The sequence below is a fragment of the Clostridium zeae genome, from assembly GCF_017312485.1.
Taxonomy (GTDB): Bacteria; Bacillota; Clostridia; order Clostridiales; family Clostridiaceae; genus Clostridium_AR; species Clostridium_AR zeae.
Genome location: NZ_BMBA01000001.1, coordinates 1,057,283 through 1,071,588 on the forward strand (window position 1 = coordinate 1,057,283; position 14,306 = coordinate 1,071,588).

20 protein-coding genes are annotated in these 14,306 nt (G+C 29.3%); 1 reads left to right on the top strand and 19 read right to left on the bottom strand.

From position 1 onward, the window contains the following. Window positions 1–5: 5 nt before the first annotated feature. The 19 genes from spoIIIAF to J3477_RS04965 form a co-directional block, all read right to left on the bottom strand. Window positions 6–551, bottom strand: a complete 546-nt coding sequence (gene spoIIIAF, locus J3477_RS04875; protein WP_206868441.1) for a stage III sporulation protein AF — start codon at window positions 549–551, stop codon at window positions 6–8. A 5-nt stretch (window positions 552–556) separates the two neighbouring features. Continuing rightward, entirely contained in the window at window positions 557–1,717 is a 1,161-nt protein-coding gene (gene spoIIIAE / locus J3477_RS04880; RefSeq protein ID WP_206868443.1) for a stage III sporulation protein AE, read from the bottom strand. Window positions 1,718–1,719: 2 nt separating this feature from the next. Then, window positions 1,720–2,109 (bottom strand): stage III sporulation protein AD, encoded by a 390-nt coding sequence (gene spoIIIAD, locus J3477_RS04885; RefSeq protein WP_183278119.1) that lies wholly within the window; start codon window positions 2,107–2,109, stop codon window positions 1,720–1,722. An 8-nt stretch (window positions 2,110–2,117) separates the two neighbouring features. Continuing rightward, window positions 2,118–2,315: a stage III sporulation protein AC gene (spoIIIAC, locus tag J3477_RS04890; protein ID WP_128212850.1), complete on the bottom strand. Its 198-nt coding sequence runs from the start codon at window positions 2,313–2,315 to the stop codon at window positions 2,118–2,120. A gap of 14 nt (window positions 2,316–2,329) precedes the next feature. After that, the gene (spoIIIAB, locus tag J3477_RS04895; RefSeq protein WP_206868444.1) at window positions 2,330–2,851 is read right to left on the bottom strand and encodes a stage III sporulation protein SpoIIIAB; all 522 of its coding nucleotides are present in this window, start codon (window positions 2,849–2,851) and stop codon (window positions 2,330–2,332) included. After that, window positions 2,841–3,755, bottom strand: a complete 915-nt coding sequence (gene spoIIIAA, locus J3477_RS04900) for a stage III sporulation protein AA (protein ID WP_206868445.1) — start codon at window positions 3,753–3,755, stop codon at window positions 2,841–2,843. The genes spoIIIAB and spoIIIAA overlap by 11 nt, the downstream gene beginning before the upstream one ends. 217 nt (window positions 3,756–3,972) lie before the next feature. Beyond that, the gene (locus J3477_RS04905; protein WP_206868446.1) at window positions 3,973–4,338 is read right to left on the bottom strand and encodes a CD1247 N-terminal domain-containing protein; all 366 of its coding nucleotides are present in this window, start codon (window positions 4,336–4,338) and stop codon (window positions 3,973–3,975) included. Window positions 4,339–4,559: 221 nt separating this feature from the next. Then, window positions 4,560–5,117: an elongation factor P gene (gene efp / locus J3477_RS04910; RefSeq protein WP_183278123.1), complete on the bottom strand. Its 558-nt coding sequence runs from the start codon at window positions 5,115–5,117 to the stop codon at window positions 4,560–4,562. Window positions 5,118–5,366: 249 nt separating this feature from the next. Then, entirely contained in the window at window positions 5,367–5,885 is a 519-nt protein-coding gene (locus J3477_RS04915) for a shikimate kinase (protein ID WP_206868447.1), read from the bottom strand. Then, window positions 5,878–6,291: a hypothetical protein gene (locus tag J3477_RS04920; RefSeq protein ID WP_206868448.1), complete on the bottom strand. Its 414-nt coding sequence runs from the start codon at window positions 6,289–6,291 to the stop codon at window positions 5,878–5,880. Before J3477_RS04920 ends, J3477_RS04915 begins: the two co-directional genes overlap by 8 nt. Then, window positions 6,288–6,632, bottom strand: coding sequence for a hypothetical protein (locus tag J3477_RS04925; protein ID WP_206868449.1), 345 nt, complete (start codon window positions 6,630–6,632; stop codon window positions 6,288–6,290). Before J3477_RS04925 ends, J3477_RS04920 begins: the two co-directional genes overlap by 4 nt. Window positions 6,633–6,717: 85 nt before the next feature. Further along, on the bottom strand, window positions 6,718–7,326 hold the full coding sequence (locus J3477_RS04930) for a hypothetical protein (RefSeq protein ID WP_206868451.1): 609 nt from the start codon (window positions 7,324–7,326) through the stop codon (window positions 6,718–6,720). Then, window positions 7,316–7,492 carry a hypothetical protein gene (locus J3477_RS04935; RefSeq protein WP_206868453.1) on the bottom strand — a complete coding sequence of 59 codons (177 nt, stop codon included), beginning with the start codon at window positions 7,490–7,492 and terminating at the stop codon, window positions 7,316–7,318. The genes J3477_RS04930 and J3477_RS04935 overlap by 11 nt, the downstream gene beginning before the upstream one ends. Further along, window positions 7,471–7,938, bottom strand: a complete 468-nt coding sequence (locus J3477_RS04940) for a hypothetical protein (protein WP_206868455.1) — start codon at window positions 7,936–7,938, stop codon at window positions 7,471–7,473. Before J3477_RS04940 ends, J3477_RS04935 begins: the two co-directional genes overlap by 22 nt. Next, window positions 7,938–8,411: a hypothetical protein gene (locus J3477_RS04945; protein WP_206868457.1), complete on the bottom strand. Its 474-nt coding sequence runs from the start codon at window positions 8,409–8,411 to the stop codon at window positions 7,938–7,940. The genes J3477_RS04940 and J3477_RS04945 overlap by 1 nt, the downstream gene beginning before the upstream one ends. After that, window positions 8,392–8,883, bottom strand: a complete 492-nt coding sequence (locus tag J3477_RS04950; protein ID WP_206868458.1) for a prepilin-type N-terminal cleavage/methylation domain-containing protein — start codon at window positions 8,881–8,883, stop codon at window positions 8,392–8,394. Before J3477_RS04950 ends, J3477_RS04945 begins: the two co-directional genes overlap by 20 nt. Further along, the gene (locus J3477_RS04955; protein WP_206868459.1) at window positions 8,829–9,857 is read right to left on the bottom strand and encodes a type II secretion system F family protein; all 1,029 of its coding nucleotides are present in this window, start codon (window positions 9,855–9,857) and stop codon (window positions 8,829–8,831) included. The genes J3477_RS04950 and J3477_RS04955 overlap by 55 nt, the downstream gene beginning before the upstream one ends. Further along, window positions 9,854–11,257: a GspE/PulE family protein gene (locus J3477_RS04960; RefSeq protein ID WP_206868460.1), complete on the bottom strand. Its 1,404-nt coding sequence runs from the start codon at window positions 11,255–11,257 to the stop codon at window positions 9,854–9,856. The genes J3477_RS04955 and J3477_RS04960 overlap by 4 nt, the downstream gene beginning before the upstream one ends. A gap of 250 nt (window positions 11,258–11,507) precedes the next feature. Then, window positions 11,508–12,506 carry a hypothetical protein gene (locus J3477_RS04965; protein WP_206868461.1) on the bottom strand — a complete coding sequence of 333 codons (999 nt, stop codon included), beginning with the start codon at window positions 12,504–12,506 and terminating at the stop codon, window positions 11,508–11,510. A gap of 81 nt (window positions 12,507–12,587) precedes the next feature. On the opposite strand from J3477_RS04965, the gene J3477_RS04970 reads away from it, so the two are divergent. Next, entirely contained in the window at window positions 12,588–14,303 is a 1,716-nt protein-coding gene (locus J3477_RS04970; protein ID WP_206868462.1) for an Rqc2 family fibronectin-binding protein, read from the top strand. Window positions 14,304–14,306 lie beyond the last annotated feature (3 nt).

Consider the following 14,306-nt stretch of genomic DNA (forward strand, 5'->3'; position numbering starts at 1 on the left):
TCTAATCACTCACCTTTATACACATATATTTTTTTCTCATCTATATTTAGCTCCTTACTTAATATGCTTTTAATTTGTTTGCTTGTAGTAGAGTTAAATTCTTGTTTATTTGTACTATTTACAGTTGTACTATTTACCTTTTTATCTTTTACATAAACTTCGATATGATTTATATCAAAACTTGTCGCTTTTACATCAAGCTTACCTGAAATTTTTACATCGCAGTTTAAGTCACTTAAATTAGTTTTTATCAATTGGACACAGTTCTTTTCTAGATTAGAAAAGAACTTTTCTTCTGTAACACTAGTGGTGCTGCTATTATCAGCATTTGAAGCAGCAATATTCTCATATTTTGCTACAAAAGTATTAATATCTATAGTGTTCTTGGTAAATAGCCTTATAAACGGATTTATAATAACTGCTATTAAAATAAGACCAAGAACAAATTTCACATATTTCTTTGTACTGTTATCAGGCAATAATAACTCTATTGCAGTCATGAATATTAAGGTTGTACATAAAGAGATTATCCAGCTTCTAAGTAGATCCATAAGCTCTAACCTCCCACTATGAACTTGCCTGCACTTGACATTATTGCAGTCATAACAAAAAACATAACTGTTATACTTATAAGGCTCGAGGTAATTAAAACTAAAGAATCTGCAGCGGTCGTTATACAACTTACAATCCTTTTATCCGCTACAGGTTCTATAACAGCAGCAGAAATTTTATAGATAAAAACCATAACTACCATCTTTATTATCGGAAAAAGCATTAAGAATATCATAATTATAAGTCCAATAGAACTTACAGCATTCTTAAGTAGCAATGAGTATCCAGCCACAGTGGCTATAGCATCAGACAAAGCTTTTCCAACTATTGGTATAAAATTATCTACAGCAAATTTTGCTGTCTTTAAAGTTACTGCATCTATTGTATTTGATGCTATTCCCCTAACCGTAAGTAATCCAATGAAAATTGTAAGCACTATTCCTTGCATCCACAAAATCACTTGCTTACCTACTTTCACGAGTCCGTCAATTTTGTGCTCATTTGATATATTGTTTACGAACCCTAGGACGAATATCATCAAGATTAATGGAATTATTATGTCTACATATAGTCTAGGCGTTAAGCTAACTGCACCTAGGACTATAGGATCCATTGTAGCTGCCTGAGTTATTCCGCCAGCTGTTGACAATAAAAGCACAAGTGCCGGCAATAACACAGCAACAAAGTCTGTAAGCTGTTTAATAGTATCCTTCGCTAAGTTTACTGATATCAAGAAACTCTTACTTAGTATAAGTATCATCACAGCGTAACAGGCGTAAAATGCTATATTACTTATGTTTTCACTGGAGAAAGCTCCTTGTATATTTTTTAAAAGAGTACTAAGAATAGCAAGGACTATTACTGATATCATTAATTTTAGTGTTGACTGCACCTCTTTAACGAATACACTTACACAGGCTCCAACGATCCTATCAAAGCTTAGAGGATCTTTTCCATCCTTCAAATAGCTTTTGACATATTCACTTGGACTCATACCATTCATGATTTCTTCATTAGTTTTCATATTATCCATATATTGATATAACCTTTGTATTTGATTACTATTATCTATTTGTTGCTTGTCCACATTATCATCTGCGTATACCACTTTACTGGTCATGATGACCAGAAAAAAACTTATTAGTAACGTATACCATTTTTTCATAATCACACCTGCATTATACTTAATATAGAGTCCAGTACAGCCATAAGTACCGGGATTGATAATACCAGTATCATAACTTTTCCTGAAAACTCAACCTTTGATGCTATACTATTTGCTCCTGAATCTTTGCATATTTCACTACAGAAAGATGTAAGATATGCTATTCCAACAATTTTTAGTACAATTCCGATATAAGCAGTATCTATATTAGCTTTGTTTGCCATATTGTTTACAAAATCAATTATTTGAGTTATTTGAGGAATCAGTACAAGAAATATCAATATTCCTGCGACTATTGATATGAATACTGAAATTTCACTTTTCCTTTCTTTTAGCAGCAGATATAGGAATAAAGATACAAAACAAAATCCAACAATCTTTACAATAAGCATGTCCACACCTAAAGCATAAACATGGTTTTTACTGAATCGAATAACTTACTGATTAAATTTATAACCATGGTAAGTATTATCACAATTCCAGCAATATTAGCTATAGTAGCAACATCATCTTTTCCACTGCCTTTCAAGACTTTATCAATGATAAGCAATATTATACCTGCGCCTGCAATTTTAAAAATGAGAGAAAGATCTAACATTTACTCGCCTCCTACTAAATCAAGAAGATAATTAGCATAAATCCAACACATACACCAAGTGATTTATACATCTTAGAATATTTATCGCACTCTTTTTCCGCTTTTTCTGTATTGCTTTTTATTCTGTCTATGGTTATGGAAAATATCTTTCTTTGCCCATCAATACCAGTAGTCCCCAAAGACTTTGCCAAATCTAAAATTATATCTATGTCAACTTCGTTAAGATTAATCCTTTCCTTATGGAGCTCTAAACTATCCTTCGTAGACATAAACACGTTGTCAGCTTCATTATCTTTAAGTCTAGTACCTATAGAATAAAACAACTGTGCTATGGGATCTTTAAGTCTCTTTCCAGTATTAATAAAGGCTTCTGGTAATGGAGTAAAGGTATAGGTCATTTCATTCTCTAAATTTACATATCCATTTATAAGTTCATGAAGGCAAAACACCCTTTTCTTAAACTTTTCTCCATATACAAACCCAGTTGCTGATGTCAAAGCCATTATTATAAGTAGCAGTAGATATTTAACCAACATTTATCACCTGCCCATCTGAATTAATGTCCACTATTTTATCTATGGTTCCAACTCCATTTTTATTACTTAAAACTATTATTTTTTCGATGACTTTATTTTCAAGTAGCTTCTTAAATACTGGTCTACTATAAAGATCATATTCGTTGTTTCCATGTATAGTGGAGATAATATTCACTCCGCAATTAAAAGCCGAAACAATTGCTTCAACATCCCTGTCTGTACCAATCTCATCACATACGATAACTTCAGGAGACATACATCGTATAGCCATCATAAGTCCCACATATTTCAAACAGTTATCATAAATATCTGTTCTTACTCCTACATCCATCTGCGGAATCCCCATATGACATGCTGCGATTTCACTTCTCTCATCTATAACACATACTTTTTTCCCAGTTACATTATATTTTAAATATCCATTTGAAATATTTCTTACAAGGTCTCTAAGTAAAGTCGTCTTACCACATTTAGGAGGAGATACTAAGATAGTATTGTACACCTTGTCCCCTTTTGTGACATGTGGTAGTAAACTATCAGAACAACCTATTATTTCTCTGGCTATTCTTATATTTATAGAAAAAACCGACTTTAATGACTTTATTACTCCGTCATCATTTACCCAATGCCCTGTAACCCCTATTCTATGACCACCTCTAATAGTTATAAAACCTTGCTTTATGTCTTCCTCAAAGGCATAAACGGAGAAATTACTTATCTTGTTAAAGATATTATTAATTTCATTTTGATTAGTGGTGTAATTTAGGATTACTTCTTTATTGTCTATGTTTAACATCACTGGTTTATTACACTTAAGTCTTATCTCTTGTAGTTTACTTGAATCTGGCCTATCTTCTATGAGCCTTAACAAATTTATCGGTAGAACATTTTTTAAATCATCCATAAAATCCCCCTCTCTCAACTTTTGTTATTTGTATAATATTATTAAGTTAAGTAAAAAAATATTACACCTGTTTAAAAAAAGTTATAAAGTAAAAAGAAGCCAGCAAATTATTTAACAAAATAATTTGCTGGCTTCTTTTTAAGGTTAGATCGTTAAATGCTAAGTCTTTATACGACAACCAAATTAATTTTTATTCTCTACTTACTAAATAAGTAGTCTATTTATTGATTTCTGAGCCACAGTAAGGACATGGAATTATAGTATTATTATCTAATGCAGACTGCTCAAAGAATATACCTTTTCCACAATTCTTACATGTTATCTCAACATATTCTTCATCTCCGCATTCCAAGTCATCTACAGATACATCTTCAAATAAATCCTCTTGTATATCAGAGATATCGTTATTTAAAAATTCTACATTTTCTGCTAAACTTTCTTGATTAACTTGAAGACTTTCTACCTCGTCACAAATATCACCTAAGATTTCTATTACAGCAGCTTTAAAATTTTTGTCTTCCGTACCAGAATCTCCACTAAGAAATTCACTAAGCTTTGATATTTTTTCTTTTAATTCCTTCATATTCTACACATCCTTTAAGTTAGGATAAAAACTTTAGGTGCTGTTAAAGCACCGTGTTGAAATTAATTGGTTAATCATACACCGCTTTAATTCTAATTGCGCACTCATATAGCGTCTCCTGTATAACCAACTAATTGCCATATTTTTCTTAAAGATAGCCAAACTTTATAAAGAATAAAATGAATATGCTAAGTTCATATTGAACTTAGCATATATTCAGCCTATACTCTTTCCATGTATTCCCCAGATCTTGTGTCGATTCTTATTACGTCACCTTCATTTACAAATATAGGCACGTTTACTACAGCGCCAGTTTCAACAGTTGCTGGTTTTTGAACGTTTGTAGCAGTATTTCCTTTAACACCTGGTTCAGTTTCAGTTACTTGTAGTTCAACAAAGTTTGGAGCTTCAACAGAGAAAGCTGATCCCTTGTAGAACTTGATTACTGCAAACATGTTCTCTTTTAAGAACTTTATTGCATCTTCAACTTTTTCGTGATTAAGAGGAATTTGTTCAAATGTCTCTTGATCCATGAAGTAGTATAGTTCTCCATCTGAATATAAGTATTGCATTTCTTTTCTTTCAATAACAGCTTCTTGAAGTTTTTCAGTTGGGTTGAAGTTTCTATCTATAACTCCAACTGACATTACATATCTTAATTTTGTTCTAACGAATGCTGCTCCCTTACCTGGTTTAACATGTAGGAAATCAACAACAGTAAACACTTGTCCATCTAATTCAAAAGTTGTACCTTTTCTTAAATCTCCTGCTGATATCATTATGGTATCCCTCCAAAATCTATTAATTCATTATATATTATAACCCGTTCAGGTAATTTAATACCAACAACCTTAAGCTGCGAATTCAAAAAAGAATTCTTCATGGGCTATTGAGCGTAGTGCATAATTTCTCTATAAAAAGTCAAATTTTCGTTTAATTTCTATCTTAAAACACATCACAAATTAACCCTCACTCACACACAACAATGATATTTTATCAGAAGGTGAGATTAATTGCAATTATTTTAATTAAAAATGGGTATTTATACTATTTATGGACATTATGATTTTTGCACAGATTTCATCTGGTGTATCATCATTGCATTCTATGATAATATCAGCTTTTTCGTAGATGGAGGATCTACTATTCAATAAGTTTTCTAAAGTTTTCACAGCATCTGGATCCTTAAACAAAGGTCTATTTTTTCTATCAAGTCTATCACTCAAATTTTTTATAGTTGTTTTAAGATAAATTACTGTTCCGTAATTTTTTAACAATTCCATATTATTTGATTTTATTGGCATTCCGCCACCAGTGGAAACTACATTATTTTCCAACTTAGCTATTACATCTAGTATGACACTTCTCTCCATTTGTCTGAAATATTCTTCTCCATGTTCACTAAATATTTCTTCAATTGATTTAGAAGCATTAGCTATTATATATTGATCAGTGTCAATATATTCAGCCTTTTTTCTTTCAGCTAAAGCCTTTCCTACAGTAGTCTTTCCTGAACAAGGCATTCCTACTAAAATTACATTATTCATTTGCTTTCCCCCTATATTGCCCCAAAATATTGCATTTAAGCACATTATCCTTTTGTTGGATATTATACTTTATAATTATGATATCATTGTCTTGAAAAAAAGCAACTAAATTTGTCAATTTTTTTATCTCAGTATTAACACTAAAACTAATTTCTTTATATCCATCTTTTTTTGTTATGCTATTAATACTTATCTCTTCCTTCTCTTTAAGTTTACTTATAACATCATAGAGAGGTTCTTTAACTTTATCCTCATTACTTAAATGAACATTGTTTATACTTCTAGGCTCTAACTTATTATTTAATTCATAATCATACTTTTTTTGCATTAAATTATAAATTACTTGAATTGAAATAAAACATAAAAAGGCAACTATAACTAACATTCTACCAATAACTTTTTTCATGTTATCCTCACTACAAATCTCGAGTCTTTTTCATTTTGTCTATCTACATTTATTAGTTCAAACCTGTTCTCAGTAAAATACTTTATATAGGAATCAAGCATATCGTAATTGCCTATAAAAGTTATAGTATTATCTTCATAACTAAAATCTTTTATATTCATGTTCGCCACAAGTTTAGATATTTTTTCTATAAATGAAAAATCCACCTGTTTTTTATCTTTACTCTCATCTAGAGTTGTTTTAGCTTCTATTTGTAACTTTTCCTTCTCTTTAATTTGTTGTTTTAAGTCTAAGTATTTATTATACGAGAATGGAATTAAACACAAATTTAGTATAATCATATATACTATTATTCTATTTAACTGACTGAGCATTTTCCTATTCTTTAGTTCAATCACTTTTTCAGGCCAAAATTTTTTGTATATTCTATGGTATATTTATAGCCTCTCTTTCTAAATATGCTACATTATACTTAGTTGCATCATAAATAAAGCTATCCTTACTTTTCCCAACAACATATATATTTTTTTGCATAGGGCAGTGATTGTAATTTACAACCTCCTCTAAGTTAATAACATCATAATCTTGTTTATATAATTTATTATGTTTTATACTTCCATCCTCTACGTCAATGAAATATGTAGTTTTAGCGAAACTATATATAATACTAAAGCTTCTGTCCTTAATAACTTTTTCCACCGCATTGACCACTAAATACTGTATAGGATTAATATTCTTTATCTTGAAACTTGAACAGAGTATTTCTATTTTTTCATTTGCATTTATACCATAAATAGTTAATACTTTTCTCTTTTTATGAGTTTCTATTTCATAATGAAACAAAAACTTTGAAGTATCAAACATAGTCTTAATTTCTCCATCCAAAAATTGCTTTAGATTTTTTCTACTTGAGAACTCAAACTCTCTAATGAATAGTTCTTTTTCTGTAACTATAATACTCGCAGGCCTTTTCTTATTAAACTTTTCGCTATAGGACTCTCTATATGAATCAATAATTATAAAGTTACTTCTCATTAAATGCACTCATTTCATTTAAAATTGCCTGTTCTTCTAGGTTAGTTAGGTCGTAGCTTCTGGATGTTCTTAAAAGTGCCATAGTGCTTATAGATAACGCAATGGATAGAATTATAAGTATCTCCAAAGATACATATCCTTTTCTTATTTTTTTAGAGCTAAACATTTCTTTACCTCCTCTTCTCCAACTTTGATATCTAGATACAACAAATTATTTTTTTGGTAAAAGCTCAGAATCTTTACTCCTGCCAATAAAGTCTTACTTTCCTTTAATACTGTGATTTTGTTTGCACCATTAGCTACATAACCCACTCTTAAAAATCTTAGTTCTCCTGAAGATAATGTAAAAATTCTATCCTCATGATCTGAGGTATCTAATGAAATAGTAAATTTGCTATTCTCTACTGTATATTTCTTAGACCCAGGTTCATTAATCTGATTATCTAAATAGTTAACTAGATTAATCATATTATCATATGCTATTTCATCTTTTTTTCCTTTGTTAAAATCCTTTAAGCATATAATTAAAATATTAAAGGTGATTGCTAAAATAATCATAGCTATTGATATATATAGTAAAAGCTCTGCCAATAGATAGCCTTTTTTCTTCATCAACTTTTAACCTTTCTTAGTGAATATGTCTTGTTTAAATTAATACCATTTGTAGAACTATTAAGTTCTAAATTGATATTTATATATTTTCCATCTAAATCATCGGAAAACTTTAAACTAATATAATTACTTGAACATTGACTACATAACAAAAAAAGTTCTTTTGATTTCAGATTATCTAAGGTTAAATCCTCTATCTTTAACTTATATACTCCTAAAGGATCTATAGCTTTTACCTTTAATTGCTCGTAAGTATAGTTATATTTCAATTCTTTTATCACATAATCTAGAGCTTGATTATTTTTAGCTTTCTGTTTATTTAAACCATAATTTTTTTCATTAACTTCTAATGTAAAGAAAATTGCTACTGAAATTGATAGCAATATAGCAGTTCCAACTATAGCATCAATAAGTATATTTCCTCTTTTTCTAATCATCTTAAGCTTCTTTTCATCATTCTTTAACCTTAACATATAAATTATCTACTGATATGCTCATTGCTATGTTCCCCCCAGTGGGGCATTGTATTGTAATAGTTCCTGATGTATAAATTTTGCCATTGTTGTTTATCAACATTAGATTATCCACAGTCCCCGTATTAAAGCTTATTACATATCCCTTTCTTAAATTTATTTGTTTTTTTACAGTATCCCCTATCTTAAACACCACTTGCTCCCTATTAAAAATCACTTTTCCATCATGTTTCATATTTTTGCATGAATACGTGGAAAAAGTTATTAAACTATGGACTTCTTTTTTTAAATCATCCTTATAATTATCTTCATATATTTTAGAAAGATTCTTGTAGGATATCCAAAATACTGATATAAAAATCAGTAAAATTGAAATATAAATTATTAGTTCTATCAAAGTAACCCCTTTAGTTCTTCCTAGATGTTCATGCTTGAATAAATAGGAACCATCATTATTAATATTAGAAGACATACTAATACTCCAATCACTAAAATCAATATAGGTTGTATAAACGAAGTCAACGTTTCTATATTTTTTTGCAGATTATTAACCAACATAGCTTTTAGTTTTTCTAAAGCATAGTCTAATTTGCCTGATTCTTCTCCTATAGTTATCATGTTTAAACTAAGTTCAGAAAAAGTGCCAATATTGTAAAAAGCAGTACTTAAATTCATACCATTATTTATCGATATTTTTATATCATTAAAGCAATAATGGACTTTACTGCTATTAAATATATCAATTAATATCTCAAGGCCAAGAACTAATGGAAGCCCACATTTAGTTATCAAAAGTAGAGCTTCTATCTCTAAAACTTCTTTAAAATTTCTCATGAACTTATTTTTATTTAATATGCTTACAAAGATTTTGTTTTTTAATATAAGATTAAACAATAAAAATATTACACTACTCCAGCAAACAAAAGATAAAATAACAAGAAAATTGTTTTCTCTTATAAATTTGCAAATTGAAAGAATATTTTTCGTGTACCAAGGAACATTACCACCCGACCCTTGCACAAACTCTCCAACTGCAGGCGAAATAACTTGTACATAAAATATAAGCATAGTTATCAAAGTAACCACTAAAATAATCGGATATATAGAAACATTAATGACTTTCTTCTTAATATCTCTTTTAATGGTATAATAACTGCTTAGCTCCTCAAGCACTGTAGAGAGATTTCCACTTGCCTCTCCAATATGTATCATTTGTATGTATAGTTCCGGGAAGTACTCAGTATACTCTTGAAACGCATCCGCTAAAGAACTCCCTCCATGAATCTTTTCAACTATTTTATTTAAGATAAGTTTATATTTCTTATCACTTACTGAACTTGAAAGAATCTTAAAAGCGTTAAAAATAGATATGCCTGCCCCTAAAAGCATAGAAAGATCTGAACTTATTCTAATAATACAATCATATTTAACTTTATTTCTTGTCAAAAAGCTTCTCCCTCCACAAATTCTAGGTAATCCACAAAAGATATTACTCCATTTTCAAGAAGTATCTTACATTGATTTTTTAATTCTTTTTGAGTATCTATATTTTTCTGATTCTGAATGAACGAATTAATTCTATCCCTATTATTTCTATCAACAAGCAAAATCTCACTTATTAAGACTCGCCCCGAATACCCTGTTTCATTGCACTTTTTACATCCATTCGGTTTGTACAGCCTACTTCCACTTTGTACTTCGCCATGTTTTTTTTCATACTCACCTGACATATATTCCATTTTGCAATCGCATAATTTTCTAACTAGTCTCTGAGCTATAACTCCTTTGATAGCATCAAGAAGTAAATATTCTTCTGTCCCCATATCTTTCAATCTTGAAAATACCTCTATAGCAGAATTAGTATGTATTGTAGAATATACTTTATGTCCTGTTATAGATGCTCTTAGTGCTATCTTTGCAGTTTCTTCATCCCTTATCTCACCTATCATTATGACATCTGGGTCTTGTCTCAAGATGCTACGTAATCCACTTGAAAAGGTTATTCCAGCTTTTTCGTTTACATTTATTTGACTTATGCCATCTATAAATATTTCAACTGGATCTTCAATGGTTGTAATATTTATATCATTTCTATTTATGCTCTTTAAAATTGAGTACAGAGTTGTTGATTTTCCGCTTCCAGTGGGACCGCATATCAATACCAATCCATGTTTTAGCTCAATTAGTTTATTTATGGCCTCAATCTGTTTTTCATTATAACTAAGATTATGAATTTCAAAGGGAAATATTTGATTATAAAGTATCCTTAAAACAAGTTTTTCCCCGTAAACAGTTGGAATGGAAGAAACCCTAATATCATACTTTTTATTTTTACGTGAGAATAATATTTTTCCATCTTGTGGCTTTCTCTTTTCAGTAATATCCATATTAGCTAAAAGCTTCATTCTGGTAAGCAGTGAATTATATATTGCTTTATCTGTCTTTCTAAATATAATAAGCTTTCCATCCACTCTTATACGAATTATAGCTTGATTTTCCATAGGTTCAATGTGAATATCACTAGCCCCCTTATCAATAGAGTAAGATATATACTCTTGCATAATATCTGCTACTATAACATCTTTATTTAATTTATTATCTTTATTGCTAATAGCTAAATAAAACTTTTTGATAAATTGATTAAACTGCTCTTGTGAAACCTTGTTATAATTTATATTCTTTTCAAACACAAAATTTAAATATTCACTACTTTCAATAGAATCAGTTACACATAGCGCATATACCGACTCTTTATCTTCTTTATAAGGTAGTACCTTCATAGCCACTGCAGCATTCTTAGGTACTTTCTTAAGAGTATCTATATCAATTTCCTTTATATCAACCATATAACCCCTCCCTAATAGTATTATGTCCACATTTTTGTAACTTTAAACGCTATATTGGTTACACCGTATTAAAATAGCACACCTTAAATACATTTATTTAAAAGCTTTCTCTCCATTTATAGACATTGTCTCGTAGAAAAGCTATTTTTCCATTAAAAAATAAGTAATCTTTAAGCACTTAATTTCAACACGATGTTTTAAAAACCCTAAAATAAAAAACATGTACTTAAATTTAACTTTAAATACATGTTTAAAATAAAATATCATATTGCCCTTGATTATCAACTAATATTTCAATAGCCTTTTCTTTTATATTGTATCGCGCTATTAATTCATTTTTATCTTCATCATGTCCTACTAGAATTATTGTATTTCCTAAGCCCAGTATCTTCTTATCTTCAACAACTCCATTTGGGAAATCATATATTAATCTTACGGGACTTCCTTGATTTAAAGGTATTCTATATAAACTATATACATTATCCTTTACTAATCCTGTAAAATATAATTCTTTTCCATTATAATAAATATCACCAATTTTCTGTATTTTTTCAGACACCAATTTTTCTTTAAACTCATTTGGGTCCAGCATATAGGTTTTTCTTTTATCATCATTGTTTACAATATATACAAAAGCTCCATTGTCTTCAACGAATTTTTCAACTATACCTTTTATGATTAGACTCTTATTAATTTTTTTAGTATCTGAATTATACTCAAATATTCCTCCTTTGTTTTCTCCATCAATTCCATAAAATATTACACTGTCTTTATCCTTCCAAAAATACATATCACCAGAAATTATTAAATCTCCTAGTTCTGAAGAAATGTTTTTTTGTACTGAATAAAGGTAGTAACTTATTGAGCCATCCTCTTTTTCTACACTATAAAGTATTTTTTCACCATCTGGACTAACTTGGCATTTTTTTATCTGCTCTTTTATATTTAATTTTAGTTTATTTCCGTTCTTACTTAAATAGTATACTTTACTATCTATATCTTGATATAGCACTATTTGTTTATCAGAATTAATATATAGTAAGTTTCCTGATACTAAAGGTTCTGCTTTCCTTATACTTTCATCATTTATGCTATAATAAGTATAGTTATCTCCATTGGAGTACATTATCAAATGCTGCGACCACTGAACATTGCTTTTTTCATCATTAACTTGTTCTGTTTTTTCATCATTGCAGCCAAATAAAATTACACACATAATTACCATTAAGGCAACTATAATTTTTTTCATTTTTATCACCAGCTCATTTTATTGATATAAAATGGTGAAAAATGTTATACTATTTTTAGTTAAGTATGAAAGGAAGATATTATGGCTTTAGACGGAGTATTTTTATCAACCCTAATAAAGAGTTTAAAAGAAAACTTATTAAATTGCAAAATAGATAAAGTCAATCAACCTGAAAAGGATGAGGTTATTCTAACAATTAGAGGCTCAAATCGCTTAAAACTACTTATTTCAGCAAGTGCCAATAATCCAAGAATACAATTCACAAAAATCTCAAAGGAGAATCCAAATCAACCTCCTATGTTTTGTATGGTTCTAAGAAAATACCTACTAGGAAGCAAAATCTTAGATATATATCAATACAAAGGTGATAGAATCGTTGTAATTGATTTCGAATCCACTGACGAATTGGGTTTTGACAGCGTCTATACATTGATGATTGAAATAATGGGAAGACACAGTAATATAACCCTCATTAGAAAAAGAGACAATAAAGTCATGGAATCAATTAAACATATAACTCCTGATATAAATAGTTACAGAGTACTTTATCCTGGAGTTCAATATGTACTTCCCCCAGACAGTAATAAAATAAATCCTTTTTCCTTTGAAAAAATTGATTTAGAAAATTATCTATCAGAAAACAAAATTGAATTTAATGAAAATTTCTTTTCTAAGCTCTTAACTGGTGTTAGTAAAATTTTATCAAAAGAATTATATAATATGTTTACAAAAAAGTATATATTTGATATTAATAATTTATACCAATTTGTAAAAGAATTTTTCGAATCACTTGATGAGCGCAAAAATTTTATCTCTTATATTGATAAGGAAAGTAAGACATTAAAAGATTTCTATTGTTTGAAGTTGGATTTATATGATAATTATGAAATGATTTCTTATGATGATCCTTCAACTCTTTTAGAGAGCTTTTACCACGCTAAAGATAAACAAGATAGACTTCATTCAAAATCTCAGGATCTTCAAAAGCTTATCACTACCAATATAGATAGATGTGAAAAGAAGAAGAGAATCCTTGAGAAAAACTTAGAAGAATGTTCCGAAAAAAATGACTATAAAATTAAGGGTGATATATTATCAGCATATATTTATAGTATTTCTAAAGGACTTGATAAAGTTACACTATCCAATTTCTATAGCGAAGACGGCGAAGATATCACAATTACTTTAGATACAAATAAGACACCTTCAGAAAATATTCAATATTATTATAAGAAGTACAATAAAATGAAAAAATCTGAAGAATCTGCCATACTCCAATTAGAAAAGAATGAAGATGAGTTAAAATACTTAAGTTCTGTGCTCACAAATCTTCTAAATGCTGAGAACTACACTGAAATTGAAGATATAAAATCAGAACTTATAACTGAAGGATATATAAAATTCAAGAAATCTAGCGGCAAGGCACCAAAACCTTCTAAACCTATACACTTTGTTTCTTCAGAAGGTATTGACATCTATGTTGGCAAAAATAATATACAAAACGACTACTTAACTTTAAAATTTGCCGACAAAAATGACACTTGGCTCCATACAAAGATTATTCCTGGATCTCACGTAATTATAAAGGGAAGAGATTTTACTGATACAACTCTTCTTGAAGCTGCTAACCTAGCTGCATATTATAGTAAAGGAAAAGATTCAACAAAAATTCCTATTGACTATACTATCGTAAAAAATGTTAAGAAACCTTCTGGAGCAAAACCTGGAATGGTAATATATTATACAAATAAAACATTATATATAACCCCAGAAGAACCAAAAATAAAAAGAGTGTAATCA